This is a genomic window from Parabacteroides sp. AM17-47 (assembly GCF_003434625.1).
Classification (GTDB): domain Bacteria; phylum Bacteroidota; class Bacteroidia; order Bacteroidales; family Tannerellaceae; genus Parabacteroides; species Parabacteroides distasonis.
Map to the genome: position 1 here is coordinate 24,029 of NZ_QTLI01000027.1, position 21,241 is coordinate 45,269.

The window sequence follows — 21,241 nt, forward strand, 5'->3', positions numbered from 1 at the left end:
AATTCTCAATTCTCAATTACCCAAGGATCATACCAATTATAGTAGCCGATAGCACAGAGACCAGGGCTCCGCCGATCATGGCCGGTAGGCCGATACGTGAAATTAATCCTCGTTTTTCCGGGGCTAATACGCCCAATCCGCCTAATAAGATACCGATAGACGATATATTAGCGAATCCGCAAAGGATATAAGTAGACATCAAGATCGATTTCTCATACATGAATAATCCGGCATCTTTCCATTGCTGCAATTGGAAATAGGCGACAAATTCGTTCAATATGGTCTTTTGTCCCAATAAAGAACCAACTAACATGATGTCTTGGCTGGGAACCCCGATCAACCACATGAAAGGAGAGGTGATTACGCCCAGTATAAATTGGAAGGTCAAGCCCTGCGCCTTACCGTCCGTAATCTTTACAATCCAGTCGTTCAGTCCGGTATAACGTCCTATCACACCTTCCGTAATATAATTCGCTAACGCTACAAGGGATATGAATACCAATAACATCGCGGCAATATTCGTCATCAACTTTACGCCGGTAACCGTACCCGATGAGATGGCATCTAGAATATTCGAGTTCTCTTTTTCCTTACCGGAGATAGCTACATGGTCCGTGGCTTCTTCCGTCTGCGGACAAAGCATTTTCGCTAAAACGATTGAACCCGGTACTGCCATTACGGAAGCCGAGAGCAAGTGAGTGGCGAATAAAACCTTCGCCGCCGGGTCTGTTCCTCCCAACATACCTATGTAAGTACCCATTACGGAACCGGCGATCGTACCCATTCCGGATACCATGACCAAAAATATCTCCGAACGATTCATCGTCGGCAGGTAATTCTTGATCAACACAGGAGATTCTGTCATTCCCATAAAAATATTACCGGCGGCCACTAATCCCTCCGAGCCGGATATATTCATGAATTTACGCAATACCCACGCAAAGGCACCGACTACTTTCTGGATAATCCCCCAATGGTAAAACATGGAAACCAAGGCGGAGAAGAAAATAACAATCGGTAGCGAATGAAGCAAGAAACTGAATCCTGCCGCTTTAGAGGCATACGGGCCTAATAAGAAAGTAAGACCGGCATCCGTGAAGTCCATCAACTTAACAAATATCTTGCCACATCCTTCCAATAGGATTCCGACGAACGGCACATATAAAACCGCCAAGGCGAATACGATCTGCATGAACAAACCTCCACCTACTAATTTCCAATCGATCCGTTTACGGTCATAACTCATCGCATAGGCGATACCTAAAATCGTAATGATTCCAAGCAGACCTCTTAAAAGTGAGACCAGTCCGAATCCTCCTTGTTCTCCAATCATTTGTTTGTGTCCTCCTCTTCTTCTCGACGGCGCAACTCGTCTTTATACATTTTCGCGTATTCGTAATTTTCGTCGGCTATAGCGTCTTCCAATCGCTCGTTTATTTCTTGGATATCCAATAGGCTTAACCATTTCTTTAACTGGGCTTCGTCCTTAATCTCATCCGGTTCTAATTCTAATAAATTGTCATCCTCCTCCGGTTCGTCAGCGGGGATGGACAGGGTGTCTTCCAGTACGACACCGCATTCCTTTACAATCTCCTCGGAAGTAAAGATGTCGCAATTTACGCGAAGCGCTATGGCAATCGCGTCGGAAGTACGAGAGTCCAGCTTTATCGAGCGCTCACCGTCGCTAAACTCTAATTCTGAGTAAAACACACCATCTTCGAATTTGTATATGTAGACTTCCTTAAGAATGACGTTGAAGGCTTGCGCAAAAGTGGCGAATAAGTCGTGTGTTAATGGACGAGGAGGTACGATATGCTCCAAAGCGATCGCTATAGACTGTGCTTCAGCGATGCCTACGATGATTGGAATTCGCCGTGGACCATTTTCCTCTGCCAAAATTAACGCATAGGCCCCGGATTGAATTTGGCTGTTCGCTAATCCTTGAACCCTTAATTTTATTCTTGTACTCACAGATCTGAAATTTAAAATTGTATACAAAAGCAAAAGTAATATTATTTTCGGGATTATCGCGAATAAATGTGATTAATCACTTTCAGTGTGTTTGGGGTTAAGGGGAAGGATAATGGAAAAACGGCTTCCTTTTCCTATTTCGGACTCTACGGCGATATACCCATCGAAACGTTCGGCTATCACTTTGCAAATGGATAGTCCCAAGCCGGTACCTTTGGCGAATTCATCCAGTTTCGTGAAACGATTGAAAACGGCGTCTTGTTTTTCTTTCGGGATACCAATGCCGGTATCTTCTACGAAAATATGTACATGCCGCCCTTCCTCTCGGTATTCATAACCAATCAATATATATCCCTTTTGCGTGAATTTAATAGCGTTGCTAAGAAAGTTGGTAATCACTTGTGTCAACCGAAACTTATCCGTGGGAATGGATATGCTTTTTTCCGGTATTTGCATACGAAGTTCTACGTTCTCCGGCATTAAAACTTGGAAAGTCTGGTAAATCGTGCTTATTAATTCATTTAGAGAATATTGCTGGAAGGAGAATGACATACGGCCCGATTCGATACGGGAAAGATCTAAGATATCATTGATAAGGTTCAATAACAGATCGCTGTTCGTATTGATTAACTCGGTAAAGTTTTCCCGTTCTTCCTTACTAAGCTCGATGTCTGTGTTCATAAGATTCGAGAATCCGACAATAGCGTTCAATGGAGTCCGTATCTCATGGCTCATATTCGCTAAAAATGCCGATTTCATTTGGTCGGACTCTTTAGCCTTCTCTAAGGCTACTTCCAGTTCCTTGTTCTGTTTTACCAAATTGGCTTGCGCTAATTTCTTATATTTCTGTTCTCTGGAATATAGCTTCCATAATCCCGTGGCAACGATATTGATAAAAATGAACGCTACGCAAATGAAAGCGATTAGCTGTTTCTTGTATAGCTCATAAAAAGGGATATTGACTAAACGGGCATAAGAAGGGATCTTCTCGATAGGTATTCCCCATGCTTTTATGGTATGCCATACGAGAATATATTCCTTACTGCTTTCTTTGATCGGAATTTCTACGACAGGGGTCCCTTTCAACACTAACGAAGCCATTTCCGCCTGTTCTCGTGCTTGTATTTCTATGGATGTGAAATAACCTCCGATGTATCGATTCCGTCTTTTAGCCGGATGATATTGAATCGGTTCGTAATGAGCGGAGAAGCTGGGATAATTGACTAATTGATAAAAAGCTTCGGAGGTATGATCGTATTTTATATCTAGATAAGTGCTTTGATCCAGAGTGCCGGACAAATTAAAGAGCAAAGAAGATCCCGGTAAAACTCGGTATGGAAGGGTATTTATTTTTGCGATACAGTTTTTTCCCGGTAGCGACCGCATCTGAGTGCCATTTTGGGTAAGGTCTATGAGCCTCTTTACAAATAGACTGTCATTTGTTCCGATTTTATCTAACTCTAGCCCCCGGATTTTAAGGCGGATTATTTCTATTTCCGGGTGTCCTTGTATTTGTTGCCAAAAGTCATTAAAGGATTTTCTTCCAAGGATTGTCCGGTCGCAAGGAATCTGGATTTGCAATACTCCGAATAATTTATGTATAAATTCTATATTCTTGATGAAGTCTTGTTTGTCGTGTAGTCCGGTAACATTGGGGTACTTCTTTAAAAGCGACCAATTCGGATAATTTACGCCGGCGAAAACAATCGGTATTTCTTTTAGATACGGGTGTCCGCAAGCTAATAAAGAGTAGCAAGCTTGATCATCGTTTACTAATATGATATCGGGTTTAATCTCTTTGATCGAGTCAATATAATTATACATTCGGGCTATTTCGGCACTATCCAGATATTGCTCGCAATCTAGATAGAATGTATGAATCTTCGGGTTTATTTTTTGCTTATTGAATGTTCGTTCCAGCACTTCATTAAAAATCGGGTAGGTATCTTTCTTTTGCTCAAAAGAATGGATAAGCACGACTTTCTTTTCTTCTTTTTCTTGGCAACCTAGGGTTAACAAAGAGACAAGAAATATGGATATAGCAAAAATTAAATATTTATGTGTGTGTTTCATGATTCTTAATAGATAGATCTTTTGCAAAGGTAGAAGTTTTTTTGATTATCAAAGCAAAAAAAAATGGTCATCCGTCACGGACGACCAATCTTCATTGCTAACCTTAAATCTAATACCATGAAAAACACGGTGCAAATATATAGTATTTTATGTTGTACAGCATGATTCCGTGGCGCAAATCCTTGATACGTTAGCTTTATTTTAATAATAGTCCTTCCTGCTAAAGGACCGTTAACAGTTATTGCTTGCTTTTCACGTACTCATCGGCCTTCTCTTTTACCCGATCGGCACGTTTTTGAGTTTCGGGATGGCTTGAGAACATCTGCATAAACTTGGACGATTTAGCTTCTGACTCACTCAGTTGTAACAATTTATTTAATGAGTTAGACATTCCGTACGGATCTCGCCCGTTATCTATACAAAACTGGAAACCGAATTCGTCCGCCTCATACTCTTGTTTCTGGGAATATTGAGCGCCGGCCAAGGCCTGTGCCATGTCTCCCAGTTGAGAGTCGGTCAGTTTGGATACGGTTCCACTTACAGCTCCGGCGGCGTTTTTAGCGGCGGAGGTCAAGTAAGCGTTTTTCATGGCGTCTTTAGAGTCGGAATGAACGACGTGCCCGATCTCATGACCGATAACGGCGAATACCTCGTCATCGTCCATGATTTTCATCAATCCGCCACATACGCGTACACTTCCGTCTCCACAGGCGAAAGCGTTTACATCTACTACATTATATACTTTAAAGTTTAAGTCTAGGCCGGAAACTTTCTTTACATTGGCGGTCAAGCGTTCCAAGCGTTTTCCCATTTCCGTATCCGGACCTGCTACCTCGTTATGAGTGTCCATCCATTGGATGTACTCTTTTGCCATTTTGGCTACATCCTCGTCGGATAGAGTAGCGGCATGCGCTACATCAGTCGCGGCATTAATCACTTTTTTCGTATTAATGGTCTTGCCGCCAATCTTGAATTGGGCGGAAACCGTTAGGCTCACTCCTGCTAAGAAAGCCAAGGACAATAAGATTTTTTTCATGTTTTAAATTAGTTAGTTGTTTGTGATAAATAATTTTCGATCTGTTGAAAAGTAGCGTCTTTCAACAATACTTTTTTCTCTTTGTTTAATAGATATAATGTGGGTATCGCTTTTAAGTCGTAGATCTCGTCGTTTTTAAGCGAAACACTTTTGTCGTATGAGTTGATCCAATCTTTAGGCATGACGGAAACATGCTCTTTCCATGCGTCCAGATCCTCGTCCGGATAAACGGCTAAGATCTTTAGTTTGTTGCTTTTTGAAAATTCATTGATCAAGAAGGACGATTCCATTTGTCTGGTTATTTCTTGACAAGCATGACAGTCCGGATTATAGAAAAATAATAATAGATAATCCGCTTTTATATTGTATAATTTCCCGGTTTTTCCGTTCGCTAATGTGTACGTGAAATCGGTCGCAGGCGTCCCGATTCTGTTTTTTAATGCGAGCTCTAGCAAATGGGCGGGACGTATCTTTTCCACATCGCTTAATGACGAGGATTCGGTAAGATATTCCAATACTGCTATATACATTTCCTCATTCCTTAGGGGGGAGTTCGGGTCGTATAGATATTTCTCCATCATCTCGGAAAAGTACTGAAACATGGCACTGTCTTGTTCTGTTTGTTTCATCATCGCTTTTACGGAAGAAGACATAGCCGCAGGCGAGACATAGTTCATCAAATCTATATAGTTGGATAATGCCTGCTCGGTCACTTGAGGTTCATGGATATAGGTCGTATCCTTGAAGTCGAATTTATCCCAATAATGTTTCACTAAATATTCGGCCCTTTCCACTGGGTCCGTGATTAAGGTGGGGACCGAGACCATTTCAAAGGTGGGTGGCGCTACATTGGATTCCTCCGTTTTTTGATTGCGTTGACCACTGCATGCGTTGACGGTCAACGTCAACAATAAAACATATAGATATTTCATATTCATTCATATATTTATGTTTCAATCCACAAATATATAGTATTTTTTTTATCTTTGTTAAATTAAAACAGCAAAAGGTAGAATATCATGGATTTTCGATTAAAAGTATTTCATAGCGTAGCTTGTAACTTAAGCTTCACGAAAGCGTCCCGGGAATTGTTCATTAGCCAACCCGCTATTAGCAAGCATATCCATGAGTTGGAGGTTCAGTATAAGACGCCTCTCTTTGAACGAACAGGTAGCCAGATCCGTTTAACTCGTGCGGGCGAGTTGTTGTTTTCGCATACCCATTCCTTATTGGCTTCGTATCGTCAATTGGATTTCGAGATGAATCTGTTGACAAATAATTTTCTGGGGGATTTACATTTAGGTGCCAGTACGACAATATCCCAATATGTTCTTCCGCCCGTGCTTGCTTTATTCATTAAGATGTTTCCGGATATACATGTATCTGTATTGAATGGGAATAGCCGGGATATAGAGTTGGCTTTGCGAGATGGAAAAATAACGTTAGGATTGGTGGAAGGGACTACCCGTCAAAATACGATGCATTATATACCTTTTATGAAGGATGAGTTAGTGGTTGTCACTCATGTAGGGTCTAAGTTGGCTGCTTATGACGAACTGACGTTGGAACAACTTTGTGCTTTGCCCGTAGTACTTCGTGAAAACGGCTCCGGTACGCTTGAGGTCTTGGAGGGGACCTTGGCAAAACACCAGATCAAACTGTCGCAATTGAACGTATTATTGCAGCTAGGTAGTACGGAGAGTATCAAATTATTCTTGGAAAATTCCGATGCTTTGGGAATTCTTTCTATTCGGGCGGTGACACGTGAGCTGATGGCAGGACGTTTGAAAGTGATAGAAATTGAGGGCTTTAAGGCCGAACGGACTTTCTCCTTTGTGGAGCCGCAGGGGCAGAACAGCGGTATGGAAGAAAGTTTCATGCGTTTTGCCAGTCAACATTGGCAATAACTTTAGGTTATTCGCTATAAAAACTTGTGAAGTAAGGGATCGGATGAAAATATGTACTTTCGCGAACGAAATCAAATAATGATATGTTGTACTAAATAAATCAATAATTATGTTTAGTGAAAAACGAGGTAACGTATTACATGGTGTCTTGCTGATAGCCCTTTTCTCTTGTTCCGCATTCTATATCGCGGAGTTCCAGTTTATTAAACAATTGTCATTCAGTCCGCTGATTGTCGGCATTATTTTAGGTATGTTGTACGCCAACAGCCTGAGAAACCATTTGCCGGAGACGTGGGTTCCGGGTATCCTGTTTTGTACTAAGCAAGTGCTTCGTGCGGGTATCGTACTATATGGGTTTAAGCTGACCTTCCAGAGCGTGATTGCGATCGGCCTTCCGGCAATCCTGATCGATATGGTGATCGTGGTGCTTACCATCTTGATCGGTGTTTGGGTGGGGCGATTGATGAAAATGGATAAAGACCTTGCTTTACTGACCGCCACGGGTAGCGCTATTTGCGGGGCTGCCGCGGTATTGGGCGCTGAACCGGTCGTGAAGTGCGAGGCTCATAAGACGGCGGTTGCCGTATCGACAGTCGTGATTTTCGGTACGCTTTCTATGTTTATTTATCCGGTGATGTACCGTGCGGGTATTCTTGATTTAGACCCGGAGCAAATGGGACTTTATACGGGTGCGACCTTGCATGAGGTAGCTCATGTGGTAGGAGCCGGTAACGCTATGGGAAAGGAAATTTCGGATGCGGCTATTATCGTGAAAATGATTCGTGTGATGATGTTAGCTCCTGTGCTAGTGGTCATGAGTTTCATGTTGGCTCGAACCGCCGTGAAGTCCGTGGTTAACGGGGGGAGGAATGGCGGAGGCGTTGCCCCTTCTCGTGGTAAGATCACTATTCCTTGGTTTGCGTTTGGTTTCTTGGCCGTGATTGGTTTCAATTCGTTCGACTTGCTTCCTCATGCGGTTGTAGATGGGATCAATCAGGTAGATACATTCATGCTGACAATGGCCATGACTGCTCTTGGTACGGAGACTAGTATCGAGAAATTTAAGAAAGCTGGCGCTAAGCCCTTTGTTTTGGCCACTATTTTATATGTTTGGTTACTAGCTGGTGGTTATTTGTTGGCGAAATATGTGCCTCAACTTGCATAAGATCGTATTTTCCTCTATTTTTGTGATCTTAAATAGGTCGTTGTGGATAAGATGAGTCTCTTATCCATACCGTGAAATATAAAAAGATGGCATCAAAGATTACAAAAGGTATCCTTATTTCTTGTTGGATAGTATACCTCGCTATATTAGGGGCGGTGGTAATGGTGTTTATGGCGATAGCGAATGGTTCAATTGGTTATATGCCTCCGGTGGAACAATTGGAGAACCCGATTGATAAATATGCTTCCCAAGTTATCTCCTCGGACGGAAAGGCGTTGGGAGCCTATGCGCATAGCAAAGACAATCGTATTTACGTGAATTATGAGGATCTTTCGCCGGATTTGGTGAAAGCCTTGATCGCTACCGAGGATATCCGGTTCGCCGAACATAGCGGTATCGATGCGCAGGGTTTGTTTCGTGCCATCGTGAAGCGGGGTATCTTGATGCAAAAAAGCGGTGGTGGCGGTAGTACCATTACCCAGCAATTAGCGAAGCAATTATTCTCGCCGAGTGCCGATAATATGATGGAACGTCTTTTCCAGAAACCGATCGAATGGGTGATCGCGGTTCAATTGGAACGTTATTACACAAAGGAAGAGATTATAAATATGTATCTGAATAAGTTTGACTTCTTGTACAATGCCGTGGGAATCCAATCCGCATCTCGTGTGTATTTCGGGAAGACCCCTAAAACCTTGAAGATCGAGGAAGCCGCCACGTTGGTAGGCATGTGCAAGAACCCTTCTTATTTCAATCCGGTTCGCCATAACAAGCGTACCATCGGCCGTCGTAATACGGTTTTGGAGCAGATGGAAAAGGCCGGGTACATAACCAAGGCGGAATGTGATTCGTTGAAGGCTTTACCCTTGGTCGTACATTTTACCCGTATGGACCATAAAGACGGTTTGGCTCCTTACTTCCGTGAATACCTTCGTCTGACAATGACCGCGAAGAAACCGGAGCGTAAGGATTACGCCTCTTGGCAATCTCAGAAATTCAGTGAGGACTCATTATCTTGGGCGACGAATCCATTATATGGATGGTGTAACAAAAATAAAAAAGCCGACGGAGAATACTATAATCTTTATACGGATGGCTTGAAAATCTATACGAGCATCGATTCCCGTATGCAGAAATATGCGGAAGACGCTGTCCGCGAGCATATGAGTAAAGATCTTCAACCGGCTTTCTTCCGGGAAAAGAAGGGGCGTAGCTATGCTCCGTTCTCAAGAGACGTAAGTGTCGGTCAAGTAGACACGATGTTGATGCGTGCGATGCACCAGACAGATCGCTATCGGGCGATGAAAAAGAGTGGAATGGCTGAGGCCGATATGCGCGAGGAGTTTGAGAAGCCTGTCGATATGCGTGTGTTTAGTTGGGATGGTCCGATCGATACGATCATGTCTCCCTTGGATTCGATTCGTTATCATAAGAGTTTCTTGCGTACGGCGTTTATGTCGATGGACCCTCGCACCGGGCAGGTCAAGGCTTATGTAGGTGGTATTGACTATAATGACTTCCAATATGATATGGTGAATGGCGGTCGCCGTCAGATCGGTTCTACCATGAAACCGTTCCTTTATTCGTTGGCGATGATCGAGGGGATCAGTCCTTGCGACCAGATGCTACATGTGCAGCAGCAGTTGATGGACGAGAACGGCCGTTTGTGGGTTCCCCGTAACGCCAGCGCGAAGCGAATCGGCGAGATGGTTACGATCAAGTGGGGATTACAGAACTCGGATAACTGGGTAACCGCTTATCTGATGAGCCAGCTCTCACCTTATACGTTTGTTCGTTTGCTTCATTCTTTCGGCTTGAAGAATCATATCGATCCGGTTATCTCGGTCTGTCTGGGTACTCCGGATGTATCGGTGGGTGAGATGGTCGGGGCCTATACGGTATTTGCCAACAAGGGCATCCGGGTAGAACCTTTATTCGTGACCCGTATAGAAGATTCATATGGAAATACAATCGCGAACTTTACCCCACAGATGAGTGAGGTGCTGACGGAAGATGCTTCCTATAAGATGCTACATATGTTGAAAAGCGTAATCGACGGTGGTACCGGAGGACGTGTACGTTTCCGCTACGGCATCAAGGCGGAGATGGGTGGTAAGACCGGAACGACCCAGAATAACTCCGACGGTTGGTTCATGGGATTTACGCCTAGCTTGGTTTCCGGCTGCTGGGTAGGCGGCGAGGACCGTTCCATCCATTTCGACCGCTTGGCGGAAGGGCAGGGAGCGAGTATGGCGTTACCGATTTACGCCCTTTATATGCAAAAGGTTTATAAAGATAAAACGTTAGGCTACTCGGAAGACGAGACTTTCGAGATCCCCGAGAAATACGCGAACCCATGTAGCGAAGGAGGGGAGGAAGATAGCCCCACGACCCCACCGGATACGGGAGGTATCGATAAGATGTTTGAGTGATAATAATCAGACTATTACAGTTTTTTTAAATTCCCCGTAAGGAAAACTTTTGTTTCCCTATAGCAAAACAAAAGTTTCTTCAGCAGGAAACTTTTGTTTCTTCCAATAGAAACTGCAGTTATCTTTATGGAAAACAGAAAGCGCTACTGATCCTTTTTCCCAAATCCTTTGTTATACTAAGAATTAATGGTTAGATTTGTAACTGTTAATCTTAAGAAAGGAGGAGCTATATGGACCGTAGTAAAATGATTTCTCAGTTGGAAGACCCGTCTGAAGTCTTTGATTTTCTTGTGATCGGAGGAGGGGCTACCGGCATAGGTATCGCTCTGGATGCTTCGACAAGAGGATATAGAGTCGCCTTATTCGAACAATCGGACTTTACGAAAGGAACTTCCAGCCGTAGTACGAAGTTGGTCCATGGCGGTGTCCGTTATTTGGCGCAAGGAGATATCTCCTTGGTTCTGGAAGCCTTGCGGGAACGAGGCCTGCTACGCCAGAACGCTCCCCATTTGGTAAAAGATCAAACCTTCTTAATCCCTTGTTATCGTTGGTGGGAAGGCCCGTTTTATACGATAGGCCTGATCCTATATGATGTGATGGCCGGAAAATTAGGTCTGGGACGTTCGGTTTGTATCGGCCCGAAACGGGCGCTTCGTACCATTCCGATGCTTCGTCCGAAAGGGATGACCGCCGGGGTGCTTTATCACGACGGCCAGTTCGATGATTCCCGCCTTGCGATTAATATGGTCCGCAGCTCTATCGACGCCGGTGCTTGTATCTTGAACTACGCGAAAGTCATAGGGCTTCTGAAGGACGACGACCGCAAAGTATCCGGCGTTACGGTTCGAGATGAGGAGACCGGTACGGTTTATCAAGTAAGATCCCGTTGCGTGATCAACGCTACCGGTGTCTTCGCCGATGAGATCTTGCAAATGGACGAGCCGGGCAAACGCCCGACCGTTCGCCCCAGCCAAGGAGTCCATTTGGTATTGGATTCCTCTTTCTTGCAAAGTGATTGCGCCATTATGATTCCTAAGACATCGGATGGACGTGTGTTGTTCGCCGTACCTTGGCATGATAAAGTCGTGGTAGGGACAACGGATACCTTGATGGAATCGCCGGAAAAAGAGCCGGTAGCCTTAGAGAAAGAAATCCAATTTATACTCGATACGGCCGCTAACTATTTGACCCGGCCACCCAAGCGAAGCGATGTCTTATCCGTGTTTGCGGGGCTTCGTCCGCTCGCCGCTCCCCGTAGCGAAGGTAAAAAGACAAAAGAGATATCACGTAGCCATAAATTGATCCGGGAGAAATCCGGCTTGATCACCATTATCGGAGGCAAATGGACAACCTACCGGAAAATGGCTCAAGATACCCTAGACCTAGCGATACGTTACATGCATATTCCTACAAAAGACTGTATTACCGAGCGTTACCAAATCCATGGTAGCCGGAAGAATCCGGATTTCTCCGATCCTTTATACGTATATGGTACGGATGCCGACGAAATCCGTAACTTAGTGGCCTCTTCCCCCGCCATGGCGGAGAAGTTGCATCCGGACTATGCCTATACGGTAGGAGAGGTAACTTGGCTGGTCCGTAATGAGATGCCTCGTACTTTGGAGGATGTATTGGCACGCCGTTTGCGTATCTTATTCTTAGACGCACGGGCGGCGATGGCGATGGCTCCTAAAGTAGCGGGGATTCTGGCTACGGAATGGGGGAAGGACGAGACTTGGACCTCTGCTCAGGTAAAGGCGTTTAATGAGGTTGCCTCGAATTATATACTGAATTGACAAATTGATAAACGATACTAATATAGAAGGATATGAATTTTCGAAATAAATATGTGTTGGCGATCGATCAGGGAACCACTAGCTCCCGGGCTATACTGTTTAATCATCAAGGAACTATTATTACGTTGGCTCAGAAGCCATTCCAACAGTATTTCCCGAAACCGGGCTGGGTAGAGCACGACCCGAATGAGATTTGGTACACCCAATCGTCTGTCATCAAGGAGGCGATGGCAAAAGCGGATGTCACGGATAGCCATATCGCCTGTATCGGAATCGCTAACCAACGGGAGACTACCATCATCTGGGACCGGGAGACTGGCTTTCCCGTATACAACGCGATCGTATGGCAGGATCGCCGTACGGCGGATTATTGCGAGGAACTTAAATCCCAAGGCTGGGCGGAACGTATCCAGCAGAAGACCGGATTGGTGATCGACGCTTATTTCTCCGCCACGAAGATAAAATGGATATTGGATAACGTAAAGGGTATCCGGGAGCGTGCGGAGCGGGGAGAGCTATGCTTCGGTACGGTAGATACTTGGCTGGTTTGGAAACTTACCCGGGGCGCTCAATTCATTACGGATGTGACGAACGCTTCCCGTACCATGCTTTTCAATATCCGTACTTTGCAATGGGACCAAGAGTTATTGGACTTGTTTACGATACCTGCCTCGATGTTACCGCAAGTGAAAGCCTGTAGCGAGGTTTACTGCGAGACATCAACTCCTATTTTTAAGAAAGGCATCCCGGTATCCGGTATGGCTGGCGACCAACAGGCGGCTCTGTTCGGCCAGCTCTGCGTAGAGGATGGTATGATCAAGACAACCTACGGAACCGGCTGCTTTATGATCCTGAATACCGGCAAGGAACCCGTTCTTTCCCAGAATAACCTATTGACAACGATCGCGTGGAAATTAGGGGATCAGACGACCTATGCGCTGGAAGGTAGTGTCTTTGTGGGAGGTGCCGTCGTTCAATGGTTGAGGGATGGGATCGGCTTGATTCCGAATGCCTCGATTACGGAGCAAATGGCGAAATCCGTCAGTGATAATGGGGGTGTTTATTTTGTGCCGGCGTTAACGGGTTTGGGTGCGCCGTATTGGGATCAATACGCACGTGGCGCTATTATCGGGATTACCCGCGGAACTACGGCGGCTCATTTAACCCGTGCGGCTTTGGAGGGCATCTGCTATCAAGTATATGATGTATTGATGGCCATGGAAAACGATATTCACGCCAAGCCGAAAGAGATTCGGGTAGATGGCGGTGCTATCGCTAATAACTTCTTGATGCAATTCCAGTCCGATATCTGCCGCTGTCCGGTCGTACGTCCGAATGTATTGGAGACGACTGCTTTGGGAGCCGCTTATTTGGCGGGCTTGGCGATCGGCTATTGGAAGGATATCGATGAACTGAAAGAACAATGGTGCTTAGATAAGGTCTTTAACCCACAAATGAAAGAGGATACCTCCCGTAAATTATTGAACGAATGGCATAAGGCGGTGGGGCGTTCTCAGAATTGGGCTGAATAATGAAAATCATCTTATAGGCAGATTAACAAGTTAACAAATTCTTAAATTATTATCTTATGTCTCCATTTTTAGCGGAATTATTAGGGACTATGCTCTTGATCTTGATGGGAGGAGGAGTTGTAGCGAATGTCTGTTTGTCGAAAACAAAAGGCAATGGAGCGGGCTGGATAGCGATAACGACCGCTTGGGCTTTAGGCGTATTTATCGGTGTTGTGGTAGCCGGCCCTTATAGTGGCGCACATTTGAATCCGGCGGTATCGATTGGCTTGGCGATCGGAGGGACTTTCCCTTGGTGTGATGTATGTACTTATATAGCCGGGCAAATGATAGGTGCCGCTTTGGGCGCTTTATTGGTCTGGCTGGTTTATAAGGATCACTTCAACGCTACGGATGATCCGGATGCGGAATTAGGCGTATTCTGTACGAGTCCTGCTATCAAAGATTATCCAATTAATTTCTTAGGTGAGATGATCGGTACGTTCGCCTTGATGTTTGTCGTATTTTTTATAACGGACGGAGAACTAACCTACGAAAGCAATAGTACCTTGCCGATAGGTTTAGGTTCGGTAGGTGCCATTCCGGTAGCGTTTACGGTCTGGGTAATCGGCCTTTCCCTAGGTGGAACTACCGGTTACGCGATTAACCCTGCCCGTGATTTAGCTCCCCGGTTCATACACTTTATTTTGCCGATCAAGGGAAAAGGCAGCAGCCATTGGGAGTATGCTTGGGTACCTGTTTTAGGGCCGATAGCTGGGGCCGCTATTGCCGGTATGCTCTATTATGTATTGAAATAATCTCTTGTATCATCCGGATCACTTTCGGAACCGCCGCCTTTACCTCGGGTGTCAGGTCCATTCCGACCTCGTTGATATTGAGGGCGGAGATGACAATGAGATGGGTTTCCGGGAGATCGTCGGTTAGGATCATGGCGTCGATCATATCTTTTAGACCGATCTCGTGGGCGCTCATGAGCGGGGGAAAGTCGGTGGCGTAACGAGGTTGGATCAGACGGACGGTGCCCGGAGGGTTATTATCCAGCGTGGCGTCGATCATGATGATACGGTCATATCCTTGCAGCCAACTTAATAAATGAAGCCCTCCCGTGCCCCCGTCCATCAAATGGACGTGAGCCGGGAGCTTCTCGTTTTCTAAAGCCTTGATAACGTGTATGCCTACACCTTCGTCTTTCAGCAATAAATTGCCTACTCCTAATACTAATGTTTCCTTCTCCACTTTCATCCTTTTTTAGCGATCTTAGTGATAGTCTCGGCAGTCTCGGTTACCTCTTCCTTGTCCGCTATGTCTTCCTCGATAAACTTCCAGCCACCGATGATGGACGAAGTCTCACCACGTTGCTCGATATAGTCATGATAAAATACCAGATAAATATGAACGATAGCGAAAAGGATGAAGAACCACATCAGGAAATGATGAATCTGGCGAGCCATCAAATCCCCGCCCATCAACGGGATGGTCCATGCGAACAATTGCGGGAAGAAAGACTGACTCATCTTGGCGTATAGGCCGAATCCTGTGATACTTTGTAACAAAAATGCCCAGAAAGTTCCGAAATAAATCAAGCTAGCCAAGGCGTTATGCCCGATACTGTCTACCGGTTTGTTCTTAATCATCAAGATATCTACCTTGATCACCTCCAATACCTCTTTCCATTGGGATTTCTTTAAAGGGATGAAGTTATTCCATCTGGCATAACGATTCCCGACGAATCCCCAATAAAGCCGGAATACGAAATTGAAGAAGAATACGAACGCTGTCACGAAATGGATAAACCGAACCACGCCGAACCAATAGCTGAAATAAGCCTCCGAAGCGGACATGATCGCGGGAGGATCGGCGATGATAAAGCCTGTCACGCAGAGTATGACGATACAGAGCGCATTCACCCAATGATAGATACGTACGGGTAATTCCCATACATACACTTCTCTTAAACGTTTCTTACGACTCTTCATGGCTCTATTGTTTTTTAGAATGTATCAACTTGGTGCACATATTTTCCTTCCTCGTCATACAGATGCACGGCACAAGCCAGACAAGGATCGAAAGAGTGGATCGTCCGAAGAATCTCTAGGGGTTGCTTCGGATCGTATATCGGCGTACCGATCAAAGCGGACTCGTAGGCGGACAATACGCCGTTCTCATCCCTCGGTGAGGCGTTCCAAGTAGTAGGCACTACCATCTGGTAGTTCTTTACCCGGTTCTTGTCGATCACGATGAAATGGGCTAATGCTCCACGGGGAGCTTCGGCCAATCCTACGCCTTGCTCATGATCGGGCCAGTTCTCCCGTTCCCATTCGGCGCTGTTTGCCATCCGGGAATCCCCGTTCTCGAGGTTCTTGATCAATTGGTTGAAAAACTCAAGGGCCCAGTCCGCTGCCATTCTACATTCCAATCCACGAGCGGCGGTACGTCCTAGGGTAGAGAATAAAGCATCTACCGGCAAGTCGAGCTGACGTAAAGTCTCGTCTACGATACTCTTTTGTGGTTCCTTCCCTGCGGCGTAAGCTACGATCAAACGGGCTAACGGACCCACTTCCATTGGTTCCTGTTTCCACCGTGGCGTCTTGATCCAACTATATTTATCCTCTACGTCCAATAACTTATAGGGGGGACGAGGGCCGGTATATTCCAGATGGGTCTCTCCCTCGTAGGGATGCAAACCGGCTTTGTCTCCTTGCGTGTATTTATACCATGAATGATAAATGTACTCCTTGATTTCCTCCGGGGAGTTAGCGTCTACGGGATGTACCTTACTTAGGTCACGATCCAAAACAATTCCTCTGGGGATCTTATAACTTTCCACTTCCCCGAGATCGAACATCGGATAGTCTCCGTAAGACAAATAGTTTCGTACTCCTCCGCCAATCTTACTCCATTTGTCTTTATAAACGTTGGCGATCATCAATAAATCCGGGATATAAACTTGATTGATGAATGTTTTCGCCTCCTCTAGTTTCTGCTTTACCAGAGCGAGTCGATCTGCGTTGATCGCATTGGCCTCATTTAAGTCGATGCTGCAAGGCATACCGCCTACGATATAGTTTGGATGCGGATTCTTGCCCCCGAACACGGCGTGTACCTTGACGACCTCTTTCTGCCATTCCAATGCGTCCAGATAATGGACGGTAGCGATAAGGTTCTGTTCCGGCGTAAGTTTATAGTCCGGATGTCCCCAATACCCATTGGCGAATATACCAAGCTGCCCGCTGGCAACGAACTTCTTTAGCCGTTGTTGTGTGGCGGTGAAATACCCCTCGGTATTCTTTGCCCATGGAGAAAGTTGCTGGGCAAGTAAAGCGGCGGCTTTCGGATCGGCTTTTAAGGCGGATACCACATCTACCCAATCCAATGCATGCAATTGATAGAAATGCACCGTATGGTCATGCATATACAATACGGCTTGCATGATATTACGAACCATACTGGCATTGGGAGGGATCACGATACCCCGTGCGTTCTCGACCGCCCGTACCGAGGCAAGCGAGTGGATGGAAGTACATACGCCGCAAACACGGCCTACGAAAGCCCATACATCCCGGGGATCCCGGTCTTTTACGATATTCTCGATGCCCCGCACCATGGTACCCGAGCTATAAGCGTTCTTGATCGTGCCACCTTCTATTTCAGCCTCTACCCGCAGGTGGCCTTCTATACGGGTAATGGGGTCTATGACAATTCTTTCTGACATGATAGTAGTGTTTTATTAGATCGTAGATTTACTTTCCGGCTCATCATTGTCGATAAGCTCTTTTTTCCGTATGTTAGTCGCTACGGCATGTACGGCGATACCGGCGGCGGTAGCGGCTCCTAGAGCCAGACCGATCTGATCCGCCGTGGCCTCGATACCGAATCCGTGTATATCGGGCATACGTTTATAGAACGGGCTGTTGTCCCAGAAATTCTCCTCGCTGCAACCTAAACAGGGGTGACCGCTTTGGATTGGGTAACTGGTGCCCTCGTTCCATTTGATGATACCGCACGAGTTATAGGTGCTTGGACCTTTACATCCCACTTTATACAGGCAGTAGCCATGCTTGGCGTTCTCATCGTCGAAGCTCTCCACGAACAAACCGGCGTCGAAATTCGCACGGCGGTAGCACGTATCATGTACCCGGCGTGAGTAGAACATCTTCGGACGGCCCAATCCATCCAATTGTGGCATACGATCGAAGGTCAACATATAGATAATGACACCCGCCATCACGTCGGCGATCGGAGGACAGCCTTGTACATTAATAATAGGTTTACCTTTGATGACCTTATGGATACCTTTAGCGCCGGTAGGATTCGGGTTCGCCGCTTGCACGCAACCGGCGGAAGCGCAGTTGCCCCAAGCGATGATCGCTTTAGCTCCTGCGGCGGCCTCTTCGGTGATCTGCAAGGCACTCTTGCCGCCTACGCAACAATAAGCCTCGTCTTTTGTAGGTAACGATCCCTCGATCATCAGCAGATAATTGCCGTAATACTTTTTCATGGTCTCTTCCTTAGCGGCCTCGGCCTGTTCGCCGGCGGCGGCCATCAGCGTCTCGGTATAGTCTAGGGAAATCTTGTCTAACAACAAGGTAGCCACGATCGGGTGGGCGGCACGGATAAACGATTCGGTACAACAGGTACATTCCTGTAGGTGTAGCCAGATGATCGGAAGGCGGGGTTTCGTCTCCAAGGCATTTACTACCTGTGCCACTCCCGAAGCCTCCAATCCCATCAGGGCGGCCATGGTGGTACAGAACTTCAGGAAGTCCCGGCGGGAGATGCCTTTCTGACGGCACTCTTCGTAAACGGACGGTCTTTTATTTTCCATATCTCAGCAATTAAGTATTCTAACAAATACGGGGGAGTTGCTCCCCGCTTAGCATATCGATGATCCGGTAGTTACCGTATAATGTCTTCATCTTGACCCGGGCTTGCTCTCCGCTTTGCTTGGTGATACGGCCGATAACGGTCGCTTGCCTGCCCTCCTCAAAACGTCTCATAAGGGGTAACGCTTGTTCCGCAAGGCTTTCCGGCAGGATCACAAGAACCAATCCTTCGTTCGCTATATAGAGTGAGTCTAATCCTAGCATCTCGGATGCGGCACGTACCGCTTCCGGAATAGGCAGGGCGTCTTCGTCCAGCAGGATATCCACACCAGCGTCTTGGGCGATCTCGTTGAGGGTTCCGCTTACGCCACCTCGGGTGGGGTCACGTAAGACATGTACCTCTCCTATAGTATGTAACAGCTCAGAAATCATAATGTTTAGCGAAGCGGTATCACTTTTTAGATCCGTCTCGAATCCCAAGCTTTCCCGTGCGGAAAGGATCGTGATACCATGTAGACCAATCGGGCCGCTACAAATGACGACATCGCCGGGAGTCGCTTGGTCTGGGGCGATTCGTATGCCCGGAGGGACGATCCCGATCCCACTGGTGTTGATAAACAATTTATCGCATTTGCCCCGTTCCACCACTTTTGTGTCTCCTGCTACGATCTGTACGCCGGCACGCTCCGCCGCACGTTTCATGGATTGTACGATACGCTGAAGATCTGCTAGAGGCAAGCCCTCTTCCAGTATAAACCCGGCGGTCAGATACAAAGGACGGGCACCACAACAAGCCAAATCGTTAACGGTCCCGTTGATCGCCAGATCACCGATATCTCCTCCGGGGAAAAAGATCGGGTCTACCACGAAGGAGTCGGTAGAGTAGGCCAGTCGCCCTTCTTCCATAGGGAACACGCATCCGTCATGATCCTGTTCCAATAATGGGTTCCGGAAAGCCGGATAAAATACTTGGCTGATCAGTTGGTGTGTCATGCGTCCTCCCCCTCCGTGCGCTAGTAACACACGGTCTGAGTCGGTAAAAGGAATCGGGCAATTCAAGTGTATATCCATATCTTTCTATTTATATCTATAATAAGCGGCACAAACCCCTTCCGAGGAGACCATCGGGGCTCCCAGCGGATGGGTGGGATGGCAGGCCTTCCCGAAATGGGGACAGTCCGAGGGTTGTCTCAAACCTCTCATAATCAGTCCGGCGATACATTCGGATGCGATCCGGTTTTCTTCCGGACGCAATTGAAATCTCATTCGAGAGGAATATCTTTTATATTCGGATCGAAGTTGAAGCCCGCTGGAGGGGATGATTCCGATGCCCCGCCAGTCTTGGTCGCAAGGTTCCAACATCTCGTCCATAAGTTGGCGGGCGGCGGCATTCCCTTGCTCGGGAACGGCCCGTTTGTAAGCGTTCTCTACCTCATAACTTCCGGCTTCCAACTGGGAGACACAGCGATAAATGCCATATAATAGATCTACCGGCTCGAATCCGGTGACGACCATCGGGATTTTATAGTGGGCGGCTAATCGGTGATAGGCCCTGTTGCCTGTGATGGCGCAGACATGTCCGGCTGTCAGGAAGCCATTCACTTTGCTTTCCGGATCTGATAAGATAGTCTCGATAGCGGGTGGTACCGTGAATAAGGAAGTCAATATGGAAAAGTTCGGAAGTCCTCGGCGTATGGCCTCTTTCAAAGCCATGAGGTGGACAGGTGCGGTCGTCTCAAAACCAATCGCGAAGAATACGATTTCCTTATCCGGGTTCTCCTCGGCCAGTGATAGGGCATCCAAGGGCGTATATAGCATACGGATATCCGCTCCTCTCGCTTTTACGCTCAATAAATCCTCCTTACTTCCCGGAACTCGCATCATATCCCCGAAAGAGGCTAAGATCACATTCGGCTGTGTCGCCAACTTCAAGGCGTAGTCGATTGTCTCGACCGGTGTTACACAGACCGGGCAGCCCGGCCCATGGAGTAGTTGAAGATCCGGCGGCAACATCTCTTCCAGCCGATAACGGGCGATAGCATGTGTTTGCCCGCCACAAATCTCCATGATATACCAAGGTCGTGTCACCTTTTTGCGGATGGCCTCCAGAAGAGTTTGTACCTTCTCGTTGCTTCTATATTCGTCTACGAAACGCACTTTTGTAATTCTTTAAGGTCTTTCAGTGTTTCCTCCGCTTCTTTCTCATCTACCACGGATATAGCGATTCCTGCGTGAGCGAGGATATAATCCCCCTGTTTCACATCCACCCATTCAATACATATATTCTTTAGGATGCCTCCGAAATCAACTTTAGCCATGGTCATTTCGGGGATGCTTCGATCGATTGAGATAATCTTTCCGGGTACCGCTAAACACATATCGTTTCAATTTATTTAATAACCTCAAAGATACTTAATATGTTTAAGAGGGAAAGATAAAATTGATAAATATTATTTATAAGATGATAGATAATATCTCTTTAGTAAATACGATAGTCGATTCGTGTCTG

General features: G+C 46.4%; 18 protein-coding genes. 6 read left to right on the top strand and 12 right to left on the bottom strand.

Annotated elements, in window-relative coordinates:
* Positions 1-16 precede the first annotated feature (16 nt).
* From DW205_RS19065 to DW205_RS19085, 5 genes are all read right to left on the bottom strand, one after another.
* Positions 17-1,333 carry a NupC/NupG family nucleoside CNT transporter gene (locus tag DW205_RS19065; RefSeq protein WP_005865014.1) on the bottom strand — a complete coding sequence of 439 codons (1,317 nt, stop codon included), beginning with the start codon at positions 1,331-1,333 and terminating at the stop codon, positions 17-19.
* On the bottom strand, positions 1,330-1,971 hold the full coding sequence (locus DW205_RS19070) for a bifunctional nuclease family protein (RefSeq protein ID WP_005865016.1): 642 nt from the start codon (positions 1,969-1,971) through the stop codon (positions 1,330-1,332). Before DW205_RS19070 ends, DW205_RS19065 begins: the two co-directional genes overlap by 4 nt.
* Before the next feature lie 72 nt (positions 1,972-2,043).
* Entirely contained in the window at positions 2,044-4,044 is a 2,001-nt protein-coding gene (locus DW205_RS22635) for an ATP-binding protein (RefSeq protein ID WP_008778144.1), read from the bottom strand.
* A 238-nt stretch (positions 4,045-4,282) separates the two neighbouring features.
* Positions 4,283-5,080, bottom strand: coding sequence for a M48 family metallopeptidase (locus tag DW205_RS19080; RefSeq protein WP_005865020.1), 798 nt, complete (start codon positions 5,078-5,080; stop codon positions 4,283-4,285).
* A gap of 8 nt (positions 5,081-5,088) precedes the next feature.
* Complete coding sequence (locus DW205_RS19085; protein WP_034530440.1) at positions 5,089-6,018, bottom strand: DUF5106 domain-containing protein; 930 nt, start codon at positions 6,016-6,018, stop codon at positions 5,089-5,091.
* A gap of 81 nt (positions 6,019-6,099) precedes the next feature.
* Between DW205_RS19085 and DW205_RS19090 the strand changes: the two genes are divergently transcribed.
* The 6 genes from DW205_RS19090 (at position 6,100) to DW205_RS19115 (ending at position 14,706) form a co-directional block, all read left to right on the top strand.
* Positions 6,100-6,987 carry a LysR family transcriptional regulator gene (locus DW205_RS19090; protein ID WP_005865024.1) on the top strand — a complete coding sequence of 296 codons (888 nt, stop codon included), beginning with the start codon at positions 6,100-6,102 and terminating at the stop codon, positions 6,985-6,987.
* A 109-nt stretch (positions 6,988-7,096) separates the two neighbouring features.
* Positions 7,097-8,152 (top strand): YeiH family protein, encoded by a 1,056-nt coding sequence (locus DW205_RS19095; protein WP_005865026.1) that lies wholly within the window; start codon positions 7,097-7,099, stop codon positions 8,150-8,152.
* A gap of 86 nt (positions 8,153-8,238) precedes the next feature.
* Positions 8,239-10,584, top strand: a complete 2,346-nt coding sequence (locus tag DW205_RS19100) for a transglycosylase domain-containing protein (protein WP_005865028.1) — start codon at positions 8,239-8,241, stop codon at positions 10,582-10,584.
* 230 nt (positions 10,585-10,814) lie between these two features.
* Positions 10,815-12,380 carry a glycerol-3-phosphate dehydrogenase/oxidase gene (locus tag DW205_RS19105; RefSeq protein ID WP_005865030.1) on the top strand — a complete coding sequence of 522 codons (1,566 nt, stop codon included), beginning with the start codon at positions 10,815-10,817 and terminating at the stop codon, positions 12,378-12,380.
* A gap of 32 nt (positions 12,381-12,412) precedes the next feature.
* A complete protein-coding gene (gene glpK / locus DW205_RS19110) occupies positions 12,413-13,912 on the top strand; it encodes a glycerol kinase GlpK (protein ID WP_005865033.1) in 1,500 nt (499 codons plus the stop codon).
* Positions 13,913-13,968: 56 nt separating this feature from the next.
* Positions 13,969-14,706: an MIP/aquaporin family protein gene (locus tag DW205_RS19115; RefSeq protein WP_005855011.1), complete on the top strand. Its 738-nt coding sequence runs from the start codon at positions 13,969-13,971 to the stop codon at positions 14,704-14,706.
* On the opposite strand, the gene DW205_RS19120 is transcribed toward DW205_RS19115, so the two are convergent.
* From DW205_RS19120 to DW205_RS19150, 7 genes are read right to left on the bottom strand one after another with little or no spacing between them, the layout of a single operon-like run.
* Complete coding sequence (locus DW205_RS19120; RefSeq protein ID WP_005865036.1) at positions 14,672-15,151, bottom strand: HyaD/HybD family hydrogenase maturation endopeptidase; 480 nt, start codon at positions 15,149-15,151, stop codon at positions 14,672-14,674. The genes DW205_RS19115 and DW205_RS19120 overlap by 35 nt on opposite strands.
* Entirely contained in the window at positions 15,148-15,885 is a 738-nt protein-coding gene (cybH, locus tag DW205_RS19125; RefSeq protein WP_005865039.1) for a Ni/Fe-hydrogenase, b-type cytochrome subunit, read from the bottom strand. Before cybH ends, DW205_RS19120 begins: the two co-directional genes overlap by 4 nt.
* Before the next feature lie 14 nt (positions 15,886-15,899).
* Positions 15,900-17,621, bottom strand: a complete 1,722-nt coding sequence (locus DW205_RS19130) for a nickel-dependent hydrogenase large subunit (protein ID WP_005865041.1) — start codon at positions 17,619-17,621, stop codon at positions 15,900-15,902.
* A 15-nt stretch (positions 17,622-17,636) separates the two neighbouring features.
* Positions 17,637-18,734 (bottom strand): hydrogenase small subunit, encoded by a 1,098-nt coding sequence (locus tag DW205_RS19135; protein ID WP_005865043.1) that lies wholly within the window; start codon positions 18,732-18,734, stop codon positions 17,637-17,639.
* A 19-nt stretch (positions 18,735-18,753) separates the two neighbouring features.
* Positions 18,754-19,803, bottom strand: coding sequence for a hydrogenase expression/formation protein HypE (gene hypE, locus DW205_RS19140; RefSeq protein ID WP_005865045.1), 1,050 nt, complete (start codon positions 19,801-19,803; stop codon positions 18,754-18,756).
* A gap of 6 nt (positions 19,804-19,809) precedes the next feature.
* A complete protein-coding gene (hypD, locus tag DW205_RS19145; RefSeq protein ID WP_005865047.1) occupies positions 19,810-20,889 on the bottom strand; it encodes a hydrogenase formation protein HypD in 1,080 nt (359 codons plus the stop codon).
* Positions 20,877-21,110 (bottom strand): HypC/HybG/HupF family hydrogenase formation chaperone, encoded by a 234-nt coding sequence (locus DW205_RS19150; RefSeq protein WP_005865048.1) that lies wholly within the window; start codon positions 21,108-21,110, stop codon positions 20,877-20,879. The genes hypD and DW205_RS19150 overlap by 13 nt, the downstream gene beginning before the upstream one ends.
* Positions 21,111-21,241: the final 131 nt, after the last annotated feature.